A 16,494-nucleotide genomic window follows, 5' to 3' on the forward strand; every position below is an offset into this window, starting at 1 on the left:
CGGCCAACCGAAACCTCAACTCCAGAATGGATGACACAGCATGAGCACACTGATCAACAAGGTACTGTTTACCCGCGCCGGCTATGGCCTGACTGTCCTGCGGATTTTCGTCGGCATCATCTTCGCTGCCCACGGTTCGCAGAAACTGTTCGGTGCGTTTGGTGGTTATGGATTGGCAGGCACGGCGCAGTACATGGAGAGCATCGGTCTGACGCCAGGCTATGTGATGGCGACGCTGGCGGGCGGTACCGAGTTCTTTGGCGGCCTGGCATTGATCATCGGCCTGCTGGCGCGCCCGGCAGCCTTGGGTCTGACCTTTCTCTCGCTGGTGGCGATTTTCACGGTGCATATTGGTAATGGGCTGTTCATGGCCAATAACGGGTATGAGTTCGCTTTGGCCTTGTTGGGCGGCAGCATTGCGGTGTTGATTGAGGGTGCGGGCAAGCTGTCGGTTGATCGGGCCATCGCGGGGTGATGGAAGGCGGCCTTCGGGCCGACCTGTGTCTCGTTGAGTGAGTACATATCCGTTGCTGCGGTATTGGCCGCTGACGGCCCCTCACTCCGGTATCCATCCGGGGACACTGCCCTCCGGTCTTCTTCGCGACGACCTACATGCAGCGTGTTCGACTGCGTCGAACGGCGCTGCGCGCCACTCCCCGGATGAACACCTCCACTCAGCCTCCCGACGGGGCGGGTGGATCAAGATCAAGCGCTGCAGGCGAGCTAACGCTCGGCCTGATGAGTGGTGAAGGGCGCAGGTGTACGCCAATACAAATAATGAAATGGCTACCCCCGCCGCACAGCAGCGAAGGCGGCCTAATAGCCAACCTCATTCTGCGGATGTACCTGGACCTTGTGGGAGCTGGCTTGCCAGCGAAGGCGGCCTAATAGCCGACCTGTTTCTGCGGATGTACCCGATCCAACTGTGGGAGATAGCTTGCTCGCGAAGGCGGACTGACATTCGGCATCGATGTCGACTGATCCGCCGTCTTCGCTGCGGTGCGGCGATCCGACAAGCCAACAACTTTCCCCATTGCGCAGCCGTTTTTTGTTGCGCGTCATTCTTGACACCCTCCGGTCAGCTTCTCTAGGATGCTGCTCATGCGCCGATTTAAACAGCTACTTGCGGGGCGCCAGGTGACTCGATCAGTTGCCGACAGAAGCTTGAAACAGGCTTCGAAATACCGCTAAAGCGCTGGTTCGGTGTTGCCTCTCACCTGCCATGCAGACTTTTTGAGGCAGAGACATCACACGATGAATGCATTAAGCCCCGTTATACGCCCCGCGCCGATCACGGCCCATCTGACCCAGCGCAACCCAAAAATCCTGCTGGGCGGCAAACATCAGCCGACGCTCCTGCGCTATCTCGATGGCTGGCCACGTCGCACCGGCGGGCCTGCAGCCTTCCTGATCCAGTTTGTCGAAGACGGCGAGTCCCTGGCCCGATTTGCCAGCGACAGCTTTGATCTGGCGGTGATTCAATCACCCAGCATCGAAGACGCCCCCGAAGTGATCAGGCAACTGACCCGCGTTGCCCGACAAGGGCTGATTACCCGCCGCTGAGGTTCAGCGCACTGCGACTCAGGGATAGTCGATCGCCACGATATACACACACTGCTCGCCGGTAGGCGTCTGGACCCGAACTTCCGCGTCCAGGGCCTTGCCGATCAGCGCGCGGGCCAGCGGTGAGTCGATGCTGATCAGCCCCAACTTCAAATCAAGCTCATCCGGCCCGACGATGCGATAGCGCGATTGTTTGCCAGCCTCGTCTTCAATGGTGACCCAGGCGCCAAAATAAACCTTGTTCGGGTCGCTCGGCTTCTCGCTGACCACCTTGAGCGCTTCCAGCCGTTTGGTGAGAAAGCGCACGCGGCTGTCGATTTCGCGCAGCATTTTCTTGCCGTAGGTGTACTCGGCGTTCTCCGAGCGATCGCCCTGGGCCGCGGCTTCGCTGACCGACTGCGTGACCTGCGGGCGGCGCACATGCCAGAGCTCATGGAACTCGGCCCGCATCCGCGCTTCACCCTCGGGGGTGATCAGCGCGGTGCCGGCAGTGCGGGGAGGGCGATAACGGCTCATGGCAACTTCTTGTGGTGGAGAAGGCTTGAGTCTATCAACCCTCGCGCAAGACTGTCAGGGGGCTGGCATTCAAGGCGCGACGAGTACCGAAGACACCGGCGCCACCGATCAGCACGGCGCCGATCAGCGGCAGCACCAGCAGCCACGGATGCGGGTGCCAGGGCAGGTCGAAGGCGTAGCGGTAAAGCACCAGGCTCACCAGTTCCGAGCCCAGCGCCGCCAACAAGCCGCTGACTGCGCCAAGCAGACCGAACTCGATGCGTCGGGCCTTGACCAGCAACTGCCGCTCGGCCCCCAGCGCCCGCAACAAGGCACCTTGGCGAATGCGCTCGTCCAGCGTCGCTTGCAGGCCGGAGAACAACACCGCCATGCCCGCCGCCAACACGAACAACAGCACGTACTCCACTGCCAGGGTGACTTGGGCGAGGATGCTGCGCAACTGCGCGAGCAAGGCTTCGACTTGCAGAATCGTCACCGCCGGGAAGGACCGGGACAGGTCGACGATCTGCTGATCATGACCGGCCGCCAGGTAGAAACTGGTCAGGTAGGTCGCAGGCAAGTCCTTCAACGTGCCAGGCTGGAAGATCATGAAGAAGTTCGGCTGGAAGTTGTCCCAGTTGATGTCTCGCAGGCTGGTGACTTTCGCTTCGCGATTCATCCCGCCGACAGTAAACACCATGTGATCGCCGAGCTTGAGCTTCAGGCTCTCGGCGACCTTGCCTTCCACCGATACGCCGGGAATCTCGTCCGGCGTCTGCTCGGGCCACCAGTTGCCGGCGGTGAGCGTGTTGCCCGCCGGCAGGTCCGCCGCCCAGGTCAGGCTCAGGTCGCGCTGGATCGCCCGGTCACCGGCTGAGTCCTTGCTGACGATTTCCTGCACCGGCTCGCCATTGATGCTGATCAGTCGCCCTGGCACCACCGGGTACAATGGCGCCGATTGTGCCGACAGTTCGATCAACCGATCGGTGAAGGCTTGCTTGTCAGCCGGCAGAATGTTCAGTGCGAAATAGTTCGGTGCGTTTTTCGGCAGCTGGTTCTGCCAGGTGTCCAGCAACTCGCCACGCAACAGGGCGATCAATGCCATGGACAGCAGAATCAGACCGAAGGCCAGGGCTTGACCCGCGGCGGCCAGCGGATGGCGCAGCAACTGGCCCAACCCGAGGCGCCACGGCAAGGATGCACGCGCGAGCATACGGCGCAGGCTCTTGAGCAGCAGCAACAGCAAACCGCCCAGCACCAGCGCGGCGATCACGCCGCCGCCGAGCAGGGCAAAGGTCAGCAGCAGGTCCAGGCTCAGGCGCCACATGATCAGGCCAAGGCGCCCAAGGCCGCGCCATAGACCATCCAGGTGCTGGTGGGAATCGGCAGCATGTCCCGCCGCAATACCCGCAAGGGTGGCACCCGACCCAGCGCCGCCAGCGGCGGCAAGGCAAAACCGGCCAGCGCCACCAGCCCGGTGCCGATCCCGGCGATGCCCGGAAACAGGCCGCCCGGCGGCACATCGGTCGGGACCAGGTCATGCAGCAAGGCGAACAGCCCGAGCTGTGCCAGCCAGCCGATAACGGCGCCGCTGAGGCTGGCGAGCAGCCCGAGCACCGTCAGCTGCAAACTGAACAGCACCATGGTTTCCCGACGGGACAGCCCCAGGCAGCGCAACAAGGCGCTGGCATCGAATCGCCGCGTAGCGAAGCGCGTCGCCGACAACGCCACCGCCACCCCGGCCAGCAGCACAGCCACCAGGCTGGCCATGTTCAGGTAGCGTTCGGCCTTGCCCAGGGCGCCGCCGATCTGCCGGTTGCCGTCGCGGGCATCCTGTACGCGCTGGTTGGCGGCCAGCCCGGGCTTGATCAGTTGCCGATAGGTTTCCAGCGCCTCGGCGTTGCCGCGCCAGAGTTCGCGGTAGCTGACCCGGCTGCCGGGTTGCACCACGCCGGTCGCCGCGAGGTCGTCGAGGTTGATCAGCACCCGTGGCGTGAGGCTGTAGAAATTGCCGGCGCGGTCGGGTTCGTAGGTCAGTACGCGCGCCAGTTTCAGGGTTTTCATGCCGACGTCGATGCTGTCACCGATTTTCAGGTCCAGCGCGGTCAGCAGGCGTCCTTCGACCCAGGCTTCGCCGGGTTTCGGGCCGCCACCGGCTTCTTCCGCGGCAAAGGGCGCGGGGGTGCTTTTCAATTCGCCGCGCAGCGGGTAGACGGCGTCTGCGGCTTTGATGCTGGAGAGCTGGATGCCGTTGTCGGTGGCGATGACGCTGGAAAACTCCACCACCTGCGCGTGTTCCAGGCCCAGCTCCACGCCGCTCCGGATCTGTTCGGGGCGCGCCGGCGAGCTGCCTTCGAGCAGCAGGTCGGCGCCGAGGAATTCGGTGGCGCGCAGCATCATGGCGCCATTCAGGCGGGCACCGAAATAGCCGATGGCGGTACTCGACGCCACTGCCACCAGCAGGGCGAAGAACAATACCCGCAGTTCACCGGCGCGGGCGTCGCGCAGCAGTTGGCGGAGGGCGAGGCTGAACAGGCGCAGCAGCGGCAGGCGTGCCATCAAGGCTCCAGAGGGGCGACCAGCAGGCCGGCTTCAAGGCGGATCAGGCGCCGGCAGCGATGTGCCAGGCGTTCGTCGTGGGTCACCAGCACCAGGGTCGTGCCCCTTTCCTGGTTGAGTTCGAACAGCAGGTCGCTGATGCGTTCGCCGGTGTGGCTGTCGAGATTGCCGGTGGGTTCGTCGGCGAACAACACATCCGGTTCTGCGGCGAAGGCGCGGGCGATGGCCACGCGCTGCTGTTCACCACCGGAGAGTTGGCGGGGCGAGTGGCTCAGGCGTTGGCCAAGGCCGACCCGTTGCAGCAGTTCGGTGGCGCGCTCTCGGGCGTCTTTGCGACCGTCGAGTTCCAGCGGCAGCATGACGTTTTCCAGGGCGTTGAGACTGTCGAGCAACTGGAAGGATTGAAAGACAAAACCGACATGTTCGGCACGGATGCGGGCGCGCTGGTCTTCATCGAGTTGGCTCAGGCCCTGCCCGGCCAGGGTGACTTCGCCGCTGCTCGGCAGGTCGAGGCCGGCCAGCAGGCCGAGGAGGGTGGATTTGCCTGAACCGGAGGCGCCGACGATGGCCAGGCTGTCGCCCTTGTTCAGTTCCAGGCTGAGTTCGTGCAGGATAGTCAGTTCACCTTCCGCGCTGGAAACCACTTTGCTGAGGTTCTTCGCGGTGAGAATGCTTGCGCCCATGGAGAATCCGATGCGAGTGTGGTTTTTGAGTGCTGGCCTGGCCTTGATGTGCATGGCCCAGAACGCAGCGGCGGGTACAGTCCTGATCGTTGGCGATAGTATCAGCGCCGGTTTCGGCCTGGATACCCGCTTGGGGTGGGTGTCGCTGCTCGAGCAACGGCTCAAGCGCGAAGGTTTCGACGATAAGGTGATCAACGCGTCCATCAGCGGCGACACCAGTGCCGGAGGCCAGGCGCGCCTGCCTGCGCTGCTTGCAGAGCATAAGCCGGAGCTGGTGATCCTCGAGTTGGGTGGCAATGACGGGCTGCGCGGAATGCTGCCAACGCAATTGCAACAAAACCTTGCGGCGATGATCGACAGCTCCCGCGCCAGTGGTGCCAAGGTGCTGTTGCTCGGCATGCAATTGCCACCCAACTATGGCGAGCGTTACACCAAGGCCTTCGCCGAGGTTTACACCAAAGTGGCCGATGAGAAAAAAATCCCGCTGGTACCGTTTTTTCTCGACGGCGTGGGCGGTCATCCGGACTTGATGCAGGCCGACGGCTTGCACCCGGCCGCGGGGGCACAGGACAAGTTGCTGGAAAATGTCTGGCCGGCACTGAAACCGCTGCTTTGACGCTTTTCTAGCGGTCGCGTTTCGGCTAAGGTGGCGCCCCCGATTTGGAGCCCCCGATGCCGCGTCCCGCCTGGTCACTTTTTGCCTATCAACTGATCGAGCCTGACGAACAGCTGGATCTGTTTGCCTGCCAGGAAGTGCGGGTGCATCTGGTGACCCGTCAACTGGAATTGGGCGGCTCGGCGGACCGCACCCTGTGCGGCAGCTTGCTGCCGGCGCAGCCCCGCTGGTCGAGCGTCGACCGCCGCGTGTTCCAGGACCAGCGCCTGTGCTCGCTGTGCCGGGCCATCCTGGAATCGCAGAAACGCGGCACCTCGCCGATCTGGCCTGAGCTGCGCTTCGAACTCTAGATCGCTTTCGCCGGCAAGCCGGTCTCGCTCCCACCTGTTGATCTTTATCGGACACAAGATTTGTGTGCGCAGGAGATCCAATGTGTGGAGCGGGCTTGCTCGCGAAGACGGCATTCCAGGCACCATGGATGTTTGAGGCAGAACCTTTCACGAACAAGCCCGTCCCATGCCTTGCATCACCTGTAACAGTCGCGCCTCCCCGAAATAACGGGCGCCAGTGTACAATCCCGTTTTTATACCCTTGTCGATCATGCGAAGGATTTTCCGGATGTTGCCGCGTTTTCCTGCCGTCACCCGCAGCCTGACCCTTGCCGCCCTGTGCGTCGCGGGTCCGGTTGCCGCATTGGAGCTGCCCCTGCCACCGCCCGGTGAAGACATCGTCGGCCAGGTGCAAGTGATCAAGGCCAAGTACGAAGACACCTTCGCCGACCTTGGTACCACCTACGATCTGGGTTATTCGGAAATGGTCGCGGCCAACCCCGGGGTCGATCCATGGTTGCCGGGCGCCGGCACCGAGATCGTGCTGCCGACGCGCTTCATCCTGCCCCCGGGCCCGCGTGAAGGCATCGTCATCAACCTGGCCGAGTACCGCCTGTATTACTACCCGAAAGACCGGAATGTGGTCTACACCTTCCCGCTGGGTATCGGCCGTGAAGGCTGGGGGTCACCGATCGCCCACACCAGCATCATCGCCAAGACGCCGAACCCGACCTGGACACCGCCAGCGTCGATCAAGGCCGAGCATGCCGCCGACGGCGATCCCTTGCCGAACGTGGTGCCGGCAGGCCCGGACAATCCGCTGGGGCCGTTCAAGTTCACCCTGGGTACACCGGGCTACCTGATCCATGGTTCGAACAAGAAGTTCGGCATCGGCATGCGGACCAGCCATGGTTGCTTCCGCATGTTCAACAACAACGTGCTGGAAATGGCCGGCATGGTGCCGGTCGGCACGTCGGTGCGCATCCTCAGCGATCCTTACAAGTTCGGCGTCAGTGGCGGCAAGGTGTATCTGGAAGCGCACACGCCGCTGGACGACGCGGGCAACCCGTCGGTGGTGGACAAGCACACTGCCGTGATCAACGCGATGCTCAAGCGTGAGGACATCACCAACAACCTGCGGATGAACTGGGATGTGGTCCGCGACGTGGTGGCTGCCGAAGATGGCCTGCCGGTGGAAATCGGCGTACCGGACGCCTCGGCGCCCATGGTGACGACTTCGCCGATCGATCCACTGCAGTAACGCTTGAAGACAACCCGCCGATGCTGACCGCGTCGGCGGTTTTTTTTGCCTGTACGAAACGGCGGGCAAAAAAAAGCCGACCCATGAATGAGTCGGCTTGATAACAATCCCGAAGGACTATTACTTGCGGCTAGCTTTTTCCAGCATGCGCAGAGCACGCTCGTTAGCTTCGTCAGCAGTCTGTTGTGCTTTTTGAGCAGCAGCCAGAGCTTCATCAGCTTTACGGTAAGCTTCGTCTGCACGAGCCTGGGAGCGAGCAGCTGCGTCTTCGGTAGCAGTCAGACGTGCTTCGGTTTCTTTCGATACACTGCTGCAACCGGTAGCCAGAACTGCGGCCAGCGCCAGAGCAGAGAATTTCAGAACGTTGTTCATCGTGTTCCCCTTCAAGGACTTTCTAGTAAGTAGCTGTCTCCTCAGAGTGAGGAAATGGCCGGCGTACATACTACCCATTACTTCTAGTAAGTAAACTGACGTGAAGCAAGAAGCAAAAAAAATTGTAGGCGTTGATTCTTTTTCGAGCAACTTTTAACTGCACTGTTTAAAAAATATCCAGCTGTGGAAGCCCGAGTTGAGCGAGCCCGGGGGAAAAAGTACCCCGTGCCCGCAGCTGTTTTACCGGTCTTGGCCAAAGTCTGTCTATATGGATTCGTCTACACTTTTGTTCAGCATGTGTGCGGCACCTCTCATATCTTTCTCCTAGTTGAGGTGACTTTAACGAGGGGCGTTCGTCTTAAGTCTCAATATCCGGCAATGTTCGGGCTCCGACCGGGTGAAAGACCCGGTCGAGCCGTCCCTGCGCGACCCGGAGCGGCACCTGCCAACCTGCACGATGACGAGCGTACCTTGAGCATTTTTGCCAATGGTGCCTACTATTTGTTCGTGCCCGGTTGCGCGAGATCGTGCAGCTTTTCTCGGTGTCCATTCAGGCACGGGGTGGCGTAGATGTTCCTTCGCCGGAAAAACATCGGTAAGGTAGGGGTCAGAATCCAAGACCCGCGAGGAGTAGTGATGAGCGAGGCGTTGTCCATCCACCATGACCAGGCTGGTCATCAGTTCGAGACCAATGTGGACGGTCATCGTGCCTACCTGACCTATATGGATCTGGGGAAACAGACCCTGGATATCTATCGCACCTTTGTGCCCAATGCATTGCGTGGTCGAGGCATTGCGGCCGCCTTGACCGAAAAGGCGCTGGAGTACGCCGAGGAGATGGGCTACACCGTCATTCCCTCGTGCTCGTACGTGGAGCGCTACATGGAACGTCATCAGCGGCATGCGGCCAAGCTGAGCCAGTAAAACCAACGCATAAAAAAACGCCGGGCTCAGCCCGGCGTTTTTTTGTGGCGGTTTTTGTCTGGCGCTTTTTTCTGAAGCAGCGATCAGGTGCGATCGCGTTTGGGCAGCACATCCTTGAGCTTGGCATGCATGCTGCGCAAGGTGGTTTCGGTGGCGGTCCAGTCAATGCAGGCATCGGTGATCGACACGCCGTATTGCAGGTCGGCGAGGTCTTTAGGGATCGCCTGGCAGCCCCAGTTCAGATGACTCTCGACCATCAGCCCGATGATCGACTGGTTGCCTTCGAGGATCTGGTTGGCGACGTTCTCCATCACCAGCGGTTGCAGGGCCGGGTCCTTGTTGGAGTTGGCGTGGCTGCAGTCGACCATGATGTTGGGCTTGATCTTCGCCTTGTTCAGCGCTTGCTCGCACAGCGCGACACTGACCGAATCGTAGTTCGGCTTGCCGTTACCGCCACGCAGCACCACATGCCCGTAGGCATTGCCCTTGGTGGTGACGATCGACACGCCACCTTCCTGGTTGATGCCCAGGAAACGGTGCGGGCTGGAAACCGACTGCAGCGCGTTGATCGCGACCGTCAGCCCGCCATCGGTACCGTTCTTGAAACCGACCGCCGAAGACAGGCCGGATGCCATTTCACGGTGAGTCTGGGACTCGGTGGTGCGTGCGCCGATGGCGGACCAGCTGATCAGGTCCTGCAGGTACTGCGGGGAGATCGGGTCGAGGGCTTCGGTGGCGGTCGGCAGGCCCATTTCGGCCAGGTCCATCAGCAACTGCCGGCCGATGTGCAAGCCGTCCTGGATCTTGAAGGAGTCGTCCAGGTACGGATCGTTGATCAAGCCTTTCCAGCCGACGGTGGTGCGTGGCTTCTCGAAATACACGCGCATGACCAGATACAGGGTATCGGACACTTCCGCCGCGAGTGCCTTCAGGCGCTCGGCGTATTCGTGGGCCGCCTTGATGTCGTGGATCGAGCAGGGCCCGATGACGACAAACAGGCGATGGTCGGTGCCATCAAGAATGTTGCGAATGACTTCGCGACCCTTGGTGACGGTGCGCAGGGCAGAGTCGCTCAGAGGGATATCACGCTTGAGCTGATCAGGAGTGATCAGCGTCTCGTTGGAGGCGACGTTTAGGTCGTTGATCGGTAAATCAGCCATCGTTTACTCGTCAGGTCACAGGTGCCGGCCGCCAGCGAACCCGCGCGGCGGAGCACAGCAAATTAAGCGCGTCGGGGAGCGGAACCTTAGCGCGTTACACCGTGGCTCGACAATGGGCAGACGCCGGTTTGCGGCGACAATGCGGCAGGAAACCGAGCGAAAAGGCCGCCTAATCCAGCACCGGTTGCGAAAAAGCCCGGCGAACCGTGTCATGGGAGAACTCGTCGGCGTGCTCCTGGACCCATTCCAGCGCCAGCGCCTGGTTATCGTGCAAGTCGCTGTGGGTGTCATGCATGCGGCAATAACGTTCGATCTGGCACACCTGTTCGCCCATCCGCGCGGTGAACAGGGTCTGCTCGTCAACGAAGGCAATGCCCACCAGATAGCCACGCTTTCGTCGCAGGCACCAGGCCACATAACCCAGGTAGCGCAAGTCCGGGTTCACGGTCGGCATGCGCACTTGCAGCGCCGTCCCGTGGCGCCACGCACGGTGGTAATTGCAAGCCATGCCCCCGAGGCTGATAGAGTGCAGCTGTTGCCGCGAAATGCACTCGGGCGTGAGCAACGTCAACTCTACGGGTACATCGTCAGGATGAGGAAGAAAACGTCCCATGAGCACGGACTCCATGTGTCGGCCATCTGACATCGTTCCCACCAGTATAGTGGTCGAATCTGAACTGACGGATTTCGACGCCGACCAACGGCTGCTGGCGATGAGCGGTGTCTCGCTGCTGATTTTCACCAGTGTCGGTTGCGCCGGTTGCCGTTTTGCCCGTGAGCGGGTTCCGCAATTCGACCTGAATGTCGATCGGTTGTGCTGGATCGATGCCGGGAACAATGGCGGGCTGGTCGAGCGTTATCAGGTTTTTCATTTGCCGGCGCTGTTTGTCGTGCGCGACGGCGAGTTTTTCGGGGGCCTTGAATCGCGACTGACGGCTACCGAGCTGAATGAAGCGCTGGATCAGGCGCTGAGTCGAATTGCAGAGGAGTTGCCATGATGGAGGCAGTTGCCAGGCCGCTCGCCGTGTATCGCAGTTTGAGTTTTATCGATCGACGTAACGCTTGAGTCGATCAACCAAAGGGGAAGGGGCATGGCCAAGACTATCGATGACAAACTGGTGCTGGCGATTTCCTCGCGGGCGCTGTTCGACCTGAGCGAAAGCCACAAGATCTATCTGTCGAGCGGCGTTGAAGCCTATCGCCAGTATCAGATCGAACATGAAGACGAAATCCTCGAGCCGGGCGATGCATTCCCGTTGGTGCAAAAACTCCTCAACCTCAATACCCACCTGGGCCGCGCCCGGGTCGAGGTGATCCTGGTGTCGCGCAACAGTGCCGACACCGGCCTGCGGGTGTTCAATTCGATCCACCACTATGGCTTGGCGATTTCCCGGGCGGCATTTGTCGGCGGGCGCAGTCCTTATCCTTACCTCAAGGCCTTTGGCTGCGACCTGTTTCTCTCGACCCATGCCGAAGACGTACGCAGTGCGCTGGAGGCCGGGTTCGCCGCGGCGACCATTTTGTCGGGCGGCGCCAGTCGTGCGGCCAGCGATGAATTGCGGATTGCCTTCGACGGTGACGCGGTGCTGTTTTCCGACGAATCGGAGCGCGTCTATCAGGCCGGTGGCCTGGAAGCCTTTCAGGCCAGCGAGCGTGAAGCGGCCCGCCAGCCTTTGCGCGGTGGCCCCTTCAAAGGCTTCCTGGCCGCCCTCAACCTGTTGCAGCGCGAGTTCCCCGACGACGCTTGTCCGATTCGTACGGCCCTGGTGACGGCGCGTTCGGCGCCGGCCCATGAACGGGTGATCCGCACCTTGCGCGAATGGGATATCCGTCTGGATGAGTCGTTGTTCCTCGGCGGCCTGACCAAGTCGGCGTTTCTCGAAGCCTTTGCCGCCGACGTGTTTTTCGACGATCAGGCCGGTCACTGCGAGTTGGCCCGGGAGGTGGTCGCCACCGGTCATGTGCCTCACGGCATAAGCAACGAACAAAAGGTTTAAGCCCGTGCTTCAAGGTGTTGCACGGCACGTCGTACTCGCCAAGGCACTGCTAAGCTGAATCAATCTGCGCCATGTTGGCACTCGAGGAGGTCATATGATTCATTCGATGCTATATGCCACTGACCTCGGCCTATACGCGCCTTTGGTGATGCAGCATGCCTTGGCGCTGGCGAAGACATTCAACGCCGACCTCTACGTGGTACACGCTGTGGAGCCGATGGGGTTGTTCGCCGAGTCGGTGCTCCAGAGCTACCTCGATGAACAGGCGCTGAACGAGTTTCACAGCCAGGGCTTGAATACGGTGATTGCCAATATCGAGCGGCGGGTGCTCGACAGCTTTCGTGAAGAACTGGGGGAAGACGGCGAGCAGGACCTGAAACGGATCAAGGCGGTGCGGGTGCTGCAGGGCGATCCGTCGCAGGTGATTCTCGACCAGGCGCAGAAACTCTCCGTGGATTTGTTGATCGTAGGTAGTCATAGCCATGGAGCTGGCGCGGAAACGCCTCTGGGCAGGACCGCGGCGCGGGTCCTGCAATTGTCTCGGGTACCGGTCTATCTGGTGCCCCGGGTGGAGCGTCGGCGCCAAGGGGATCGCTAGAACGCGAATAATGGCCATTTGACAAAAAAGTTCTAGATTTATTCTTCAAACCATTAATATAGTTATATACCGTCGCTGATGCCCGTGGCGTCTACCTGCTTTGAGGGATTGATATGAAGCTTCAACAACTGCGCTACATCTGGGAAGTGGCGCACCACGACCTCAACGTTTCCGCTACAGCCCAAAGTCTCTACACCTCGCAGCCGGGCATCAGCAAGCAGATCCGTCTATTGGAAGATGAGTTGGGCGTCGAGGTTTTCGCCCGCAGCGGCAAGCACCTGACCCGCGTCACACCGGCCGGCGAGCGCATCATCACCACCGCTGGCGAGATCCTGCGCAAGGTAGAAAGCATCAAGCAGATCGCCCAGGAATTCTCCAACGAGAAGAAGGGCACCCTGTCGATCGCCACCACCCACACCCAGGCACGTTATGCATTGCCGCCGGTGATCAGCAATTTCATCAAGCAATACCCGGACGTGGCCCTGCACATGCACCAGGGTTCGCCGATGCAGATCGCCGAAATGGCCGCTGACGGCACCGTGGATTTTGCCATCGCCACCGAAGCGCTCGAGCTGTTCGGCGACCTGGTGATGATGCCGTGCTATCGCTGGAACCGCTGCGTGGTCGTGCCGCACGGTCACCCGCTGACCAAGCTGTCGAAGCTGACCCTCGAAGCGTTGGCCGAATACCCGATCGTGACTTACGTGTTCGGGTTCACCGGTCGATCCAAGCTCGACGAAGCCTTCAGCCATCGCGGCCTGACGCCGAAAGTGGTGTTCACCGCAGCCGACGCCGACGTGATCAAGACCTACGTGCGCCTGGGCCTGGGCGTGGGCATCGTGGCGAAAATGGCGGTCGATGCCAAACTCGACAGTGACCTGGTGGTGCTCGATGCCAGCGAACTGTTCGAATCCAGCGTCACCAAGATCGGTTTCCGTCGCGGCACCTTCCTGCGTGGCTTCATGTGCGACTTCATCGAGAAGTTCGCCCCGCACCTGACCCGCGAAGTCATGGCCAAGGCCATCCAGTGCCACAACAAGCAGGAACTGGAAGAACTGTTCGACGGGGTCGAACTGCCGGTCCATTGATGTCCTTCAGATCACCTCGGTGACAGTAAATTGTTGCCGGGTGCCCGCCACCAGAATCTCCACCTCGTCCCCGTCGAACTTGCCCAGCAGGCTTTTGCCCAGTGGCGAGCGCGGGGTGATGACGGTGATCGGCTGGCCCACCAGATCGATCTTCAAGCCGGCCGCGTCGGGGGCCAGGAACAGCCATTGCTCTCGACCCTTCTCGTCCTCCAGGCCGAGCAGGGCGCCGACTTCGATGCCGCGCTGGTTGTCGTACGGGCGCAGCATCAGGTTCTGACACAGCGTCAGTGACTGCCTGATTTCTTCTACCCGTTTAGCCTGTCCGGCCGCCAGGTAAGACGCCTCCAGGCCCAGGGTGTCGTACTTGTTTTCGGCGATGTTCTCTTCATGGGTCGCGGTTTCGTAAGCGGTTTGCGCGGCTCGCTCGGCAATGTCGAGATCGATCCGCAGCTTGTCGAGAATCAGTTGGTGGACGGTCGGCTTATGCATGGAAAGATTCTTGGTCAGTCGCAAAATTGCATGACATTGGCCCGGCTTTTTTCGCTGGGTGCGGTGCGGTCCTGTTGCAGCCAGAACTGGCATTTCGGATTGGCCAGGTTGCGCTGGCTGCTGCGGGCCTGATCCAGCCGTTGCTGCTGCTCGTTTCGGCGCAGGTTCTCTTCGTATTGGTCGAACAGCGGACTCTGAGGTGGACTATCCGGCACCGGTTGCGCCACCACCGGCGGTGTGGCCAGGTGCTCGATCGCTGCCGCGACGGGCGCCAGTTGCTCGCTGAACAACAGGCGAGCGACGAGCCAGGCGGTCAACGCGATCGCCATGAATCCCAGCCACAGGCCGAAGGCGATGCTGGCGCTCAGTTGCACGGCATTGAGCGGGGCCGGCAATGGCCGGCGCGGGTCGGGACGGTAGGGCATGGCGGCCTCCTGGCGGGTGATCGCGGGCAAGGGGCGATTGTCGCATGAAGATTAATCGCCGGCGGGTCTTCTGTACGGGGTAATTTATGCGGACAATCGGCGCCTTTGCCAACGGGAGCCTGGAATGCCTGAACTGAACGCCCGCTGGGATATCTTTTGCACCGTGGTCGACAACTTTGGCGACATCGGTGTGACCTGGCGCCTGGCCCGACAGCTGGTGGCCGAACATTCGGTGACGGTTCGTTTGTGGATTGACGATCTGCGGGCCTTCGAGCGCTTGTGTCCGGACATCGACATTAACGCTTCGCAGCAGTGGCAGCAGGGCGTCGAGGTGTGCCGGTGGGGGGCTGACTGGCAACCCACCGAAGCCGCCGATGTGGTGATTGCCGCGTTCGCCTGTCAGTTGCCGAGTGCTTACATGGACGCCATGGCCGAGCGGGAACAGCCGCCGCTCTGGATGAATCTCGACTACCTGAGTGCCGAGAGCTGGGTCGTCGGCTGCCATGGCCTGCCGTCGGTGAAGTACAAGCATGTGCAGAAGTACTTTTTCTTCCCCGGGTTCCAGTCGGGCACCGGTGGCTTGCTGCGTGAAAAAGGCTTGCTGGAGCGGCGGCGGCAGTTTCAGCAAAGTCCCCAGGCACAGCGGGAATTCCTGCAAGGCCTGGGGGTCGATCGTGCAGAAGGCGCGCTGCTGATCTCGCTGTTTGCCTATGAAAATAAAGGCCTGGCGAGCTGGCTCGAGACGATGGCCAATGACTCGACACCCACGCATCTGCTGGTGCCCGAAGGGCGGATTCTCGCGGATCTCGAACGCTGGCTGGGTGTGGACGGGTTGTCGGCGGGCGCCGTGCAGGTGCGCGACGCCTTGACCGTGCAAGTCCTGCCGTTCGTCCGGCAGGACCAGTATGACCTGCTGCTGTGGAGTTGCGATTTCAACGCCGTGCGCGGCGAAGATTCCTTTGTCCGTGCCCAATGGGCTGCGCGGCCACTGCTCTGGCACATCTATCAGCAGGAAGAAGATGTCCACCTGGAGAAGCTCGAAGCTTTCCTTGAACGCTACGTGCAAGGCCTTTCGCCAGCCGCCAGCGAGGCGATCAGCGGTCTCTGGCGGGCGTGGAACGCCGGTGAGACAATGGGCGATCACTGGCAATCGACCCGCAAACACTGGCCCGAACTGCAAAAACATGCCGACGCGTGGTGTCTGGAACAGGCCTTGCAGGCTGATCTTGCCGCGGCGCTGGTACAGTTTTATGTAAATTGGATATGATACGCGGCCTAGATTTATGTAAATCCCATCCAAATTCGGATATTCGCAATGAAAACTGGTAAAGAACTGAAACCCGGTACCGTGATCCGTCTCGAAAACGATCCTTGGCTGGTTCAGAAAGCTGAATTCACCAAGTCCGGTCGTAACAGCGCGATCATGAAGACCAAGCTGAAAAACCTGCTGACCGGTTACAAGACCGAGATCGTTTACAGCGCTGACGACAAACTGGACGACGTAATCCTCGACCGCAAAGAAGCGACCCTGTCCTTCATCAGCGGCGACACCTACACGTTCATGGACACCACCGACTACACCATGTACGAGCTGAACGCTGAAGACATCGAAGCCGTTCTGCCTTTCGTTGAAGAAGGCATGACCGATGTTTGCGAAGCGATCTTCTTCGAAGAGCGCCTGGTTTCCGTAGAACTGCCGACCACCATCGTGCGTCAGGTCGACTACACCGAAGGCTCCGCTCGCGGCGACACTTCCGGCAAGGTGATGAAGCCTGCCAAACTGAAGAACGGTACCGAACTGTCGGTTGCCGACTTCATCGAAATCGGCGACATGATCGAGATCGATACCCGCGAAGGCGGTTCCTACAAAGGCCGTGCCAAATAAGCACCGCTTCAGGAATGAAAAAGCCCGACCATTGAGTCGGGCTTTTTTGT

General features: G+C 60.8%; 19 protein-coding genes and 1 pseudogene. 12 read left to right on the plus strand and 8 right to left on the minus strand.

Annotation, left to right across the window (positions count from 1 at the left end):
- The first annotated feature begins 40 nt into the window (after positions 1 to 40).
- Together BZ163_RS16460 and BZ163_RS16470 are read left to right on the plus strand one after the other, a co-directional pair.
- On the plus strand, positions 41 to 475 hold the full coding sequence (locus BZ163_RS16460; RefSeq protein WP_128871796.1) for a DoxX family protein: 435 nt from the start codon (positions 41 to 43) through the stop codon (positions 473 to 475).
- A gap of 779 nt (positions 476 to 1,254) precedes the next feature.
- A complete protein-coding gene (locus BZ163_RS16470; RefSeq protein ID WP_128871797.1) occupies positions 1,255 to 1,563 on the plus strand; it encodes a class I SAM-dependent methyltransferase in 309 nt (102 codons plus the stop codon).
- A gap of 18 nt (positions 1,564 to 1,581) precedes the next feature.
- Here the strand turns inward: BZ163_RS16470 and greB are convergent, their stop codons facing one another.
- From greB to BZ163_RS16485, 3 genes and pseudogenes are all read right to left on the minus strand, one after another.
- On the minus strand, positions 1,582 to 2,079 hold the full coding sequence (gene greB / locus BZ163_RS16475; RefSeq protein ID WP_128871798.1) for a transcription elongation factor GreB: 498 nt from the start codon (positions 2,077 to 2,079) through the stop codon (positions 1,582 to 1,584).
- A 34-nt stretch (positions 2,080 to 2,113) separates the two neighbouring features.
- A pseudogene (locus tag BZ163_RS16480) lies at positions 2,114 to 4,617 on the minus strand (ABC transporter permease).
- Positions 4,617 to 5,300 (minus strand): ABC transporter ATP-binding protein, encoded by a 684-nt coding sequence (locus BZ163_RS16485; protein WP_128871799.1) that lies wholly within the window; start codon positions 5,298 to 5,300, stop codon positions 4,617 to 4,619. The pseudogene BZ163_RS16480 and the gene BZ163_RS16485 overlap by 1 nt, the downstream one beginning before the upstream one ends.
- 10 nt (positions 5,301 to 5,310) lie before the next feature.
- Here BZ163_RS16485 and BZ163_RS16490 point away from each other — a divergent pair, with 10 nt between their 5' ends.
- From BZ163_RS16490 to BZ163_RS16500, 3 genes are all read left to right on the plus strand, one after another.
- Positions 5,311 to 5,916 carry an arylesterase gene (locus tag BZ163_RS16490; protein WP_128871800.1) on the plus strand — a complete coding sequence of 202 codons (606 nt, stop codon included), beginning with the start codon at positions 5,311 to 5,313 and terminating at the stop codon, positions 5,914 to 5,916.
- A gap of 56 nt (positions 5,917 to 5,972) precedes the next feature.
- Entirely contained in the window at positions 5,973 to 6,266 is a 294-nt protein-coding gene (locus BZ163_RS16495) for a hypothetical protein (protein WP_003226812.1), read from the plus strand.
- A gap of 268 nt (positions 6,267 to 6,534) precedes the next feature.
- Positions 6,535 to 7,506: a L,D-transpeptidase family protein gene (locus tag BZ163_RS16500; protein ID WP_128871801.1), complete on the plus strand. Its 972-nt coding sequence runs from the start codon at positions 6,535 to 6,537 to the stop codon at positions 7,504 to 7,506.
- A 120-nt stretch (positions 7,507 to 7,626) separates the two neighbouring features.
- On the opposite strand, the gene oprI is transcribed toward BZ163_RS16500, so the two are convergent.
- Positions 7,627 to 7,878, minus strand: coding sequence for an outer membrane lipoprotei OprI (gene oprI / locus BZ163_RS16505; RefSeq protein ID WP_003172710.1), 252 nt, complete (start codon positions 7,876 to 7,878; stop codon positions 7,627 to 7,629).
- Positions 7,879 to 8,514: 636 nt separating this feature from the next.
- Between oprI and BZ163_RS16510 the strand changes: the two genes are divergently transcribed.
- A complete protein-coding gene (locus BZ163_RS16510; RefSeq protein ID WP_008057026.1) occupies positions 8,515 to 8,802 on the plus strand; it encodes a GNAT family N-acetyltransferase in 288 nt (95 codons plus the stop codon).
- 83 nt (positions 8,803 to 8,885) lie between these two features.
- Here the strand turns inward: BZ163_RS16510 and BZ163_RS16515 are convergent, their stop codons facing one another.
- Both BZ163_RS16515 and BZ163_RS16520 read right to left on the minus strand, forming a co-directional pair.
- Entirely contained in the window at positions 8,886 to 9,962 is a 1,077-nt protein-coding gene (locus BZ163_RS16515) for a 3-deoxy-7-phosphoheptulonate synthase (RefSeq protein ID WP_128871802.1), read from the minus strand.
- Positions 9,963 to 10,131: 169 nt separating this feature from the next.
- Positions 10,132 to 10,575 carry a PilZ domain-containing protein gene (locus BZ163_RS16520; protein WP_128871803.1) on the minus strand — a complete coding sequence of 148 codons (444 nt, stop codon included), beginning with the start codon at positions 10,573 to 10,575 and terminating at the stop codon, positions 10,132 to 10,134.
- Between BZ163_RS16520 and BZ163_RS16525 the strand changes: the two genes are divergently transcribed.
- The 4 genes from BZ163_RS16525 (at position 10,574) to cysB (ending at position 13,645) form a co-directional block, all read left to right on the plus strand.
- Complete coding sequence (locus BZ163_RS16525; protein ID WP_128871804.1) at positions 10,574 to 10,960, plus strand: co-chaperone YbbN; 387 nt, start codon at positions 10,574 to 10,576, stop codon at positions 10,958 to 10,960. The two genes, BZ163_RS16520 and BZ163_RS16525, sit on opposite strands and share 2 nt — an antisense overlap.
- Before the next feature lie 93 nt (positions 10,961 to 11,053).
- A complete protein-coding gene (locus BZ163_RS16530) occupies positions 11,054 to 11,959 on the plus strand; it encodes a 5'-nucleotidase (RefSeq protein ID WP_128871805.1) in 906 nt (301 codons plus the stop codon).
- A 94-nt stretch (positions 11,960 to 12,053) separates the two neighbouring features.
- Positions 12,054 to 12,557 carry a universal stress protein gene (locus BZ163_RS16535; RefSeq protein ID WP_128871806.1) on the plus strand — a complete coding sequence of 168 codons (504 nt, stop codon included), beginning with the start codon at positions 12,054 to 12,056 and terminating at the stop codon, positions 12,555 to 12,557.
- Between the two features lie 113 nt (positions 12,558 to 12,670).
- A complete protein-coding gene (cysB, locus tag BZ163_RS16540) occupies positions 12,671 to 13,645 on the plus strand; it encodes an HTH-type transcriptional regulator CysB (RefSeq protein WP_128871807.1) in 975 nt (324 codons plus the stop codon).
- A gap of 6 nt (positions 13,646 to 13,651) precedes the next feature.
- Here cysB and BZ163_RS16545 read toward each other — a convergent pair whose 3' ends face one another.
- Both BZ163_RS16545 and BZ163_RS16550 read right to left on the minus strand, forming a co-directional pair.
- Complete coding sequence (locus BZ163_RS16545) at positions 13,652 to 14,134, minus strand: GreA/GreB family elongation factor (protein WP_128871808.1); 483 nt, start codon at positions 14,132 to 14,134, stop codon at positions 13,652 to 13,654.
- A 14-nt stretch (positions 14,135 to 14,148) separates the two neighbouring features.
- Positions 14,149 to 14,559 (minus strand): hypothetical protein, encoded by a 411-nt coding sequence (locus BZ163_RS16550; RefSeq protein ID WP_128871809.1) that lies wholly within the window; start codon positions 14,557 to 14,559, stop codon positions 14,149 to 14,151.
- 124 nt (positions 14,560 to 14,683) lie between these two features.
- Between BZ163_RS16550 and earP the strand changes: the two genes are divergently transcribed.
- Entirely contained in the window at positions 14,684 to 15,826 is a 1,143-nt protein-coding gene (gene earP, locus BZ163_RS16555) for an elongation factor P maturation arginine rhamnosyltransferase EarP (RefSeq protein WP_128871810.1), read from the plus strand.
- Between the two features lie 48 nt (positions 15,827 to 15,874).
- Complete coding sequence (locus BZ163_RS16560) at positions 15,875 to 16,444, plus strand: elongation factor P (RefSeq protein ID WP_007943632.1); 570 nt, start codon at positions 15,875 to 15,877, stop codon at positions 16,442 to 16,444.
- Positions 16,445 to 16,494 lie beyond the last annotated feature (50 nt).

This window comes from Pseudomonas sp. VI4.1 (assembly GCF_002029345.1).
In the GTDB taxonomy this organism is placed as follows: domain Bacteria; phylum Pseudomonadota; class Gammaproteobacteria; order Pseudomonadales; family Pseudomonadaceae; genus Aquipseudomonas.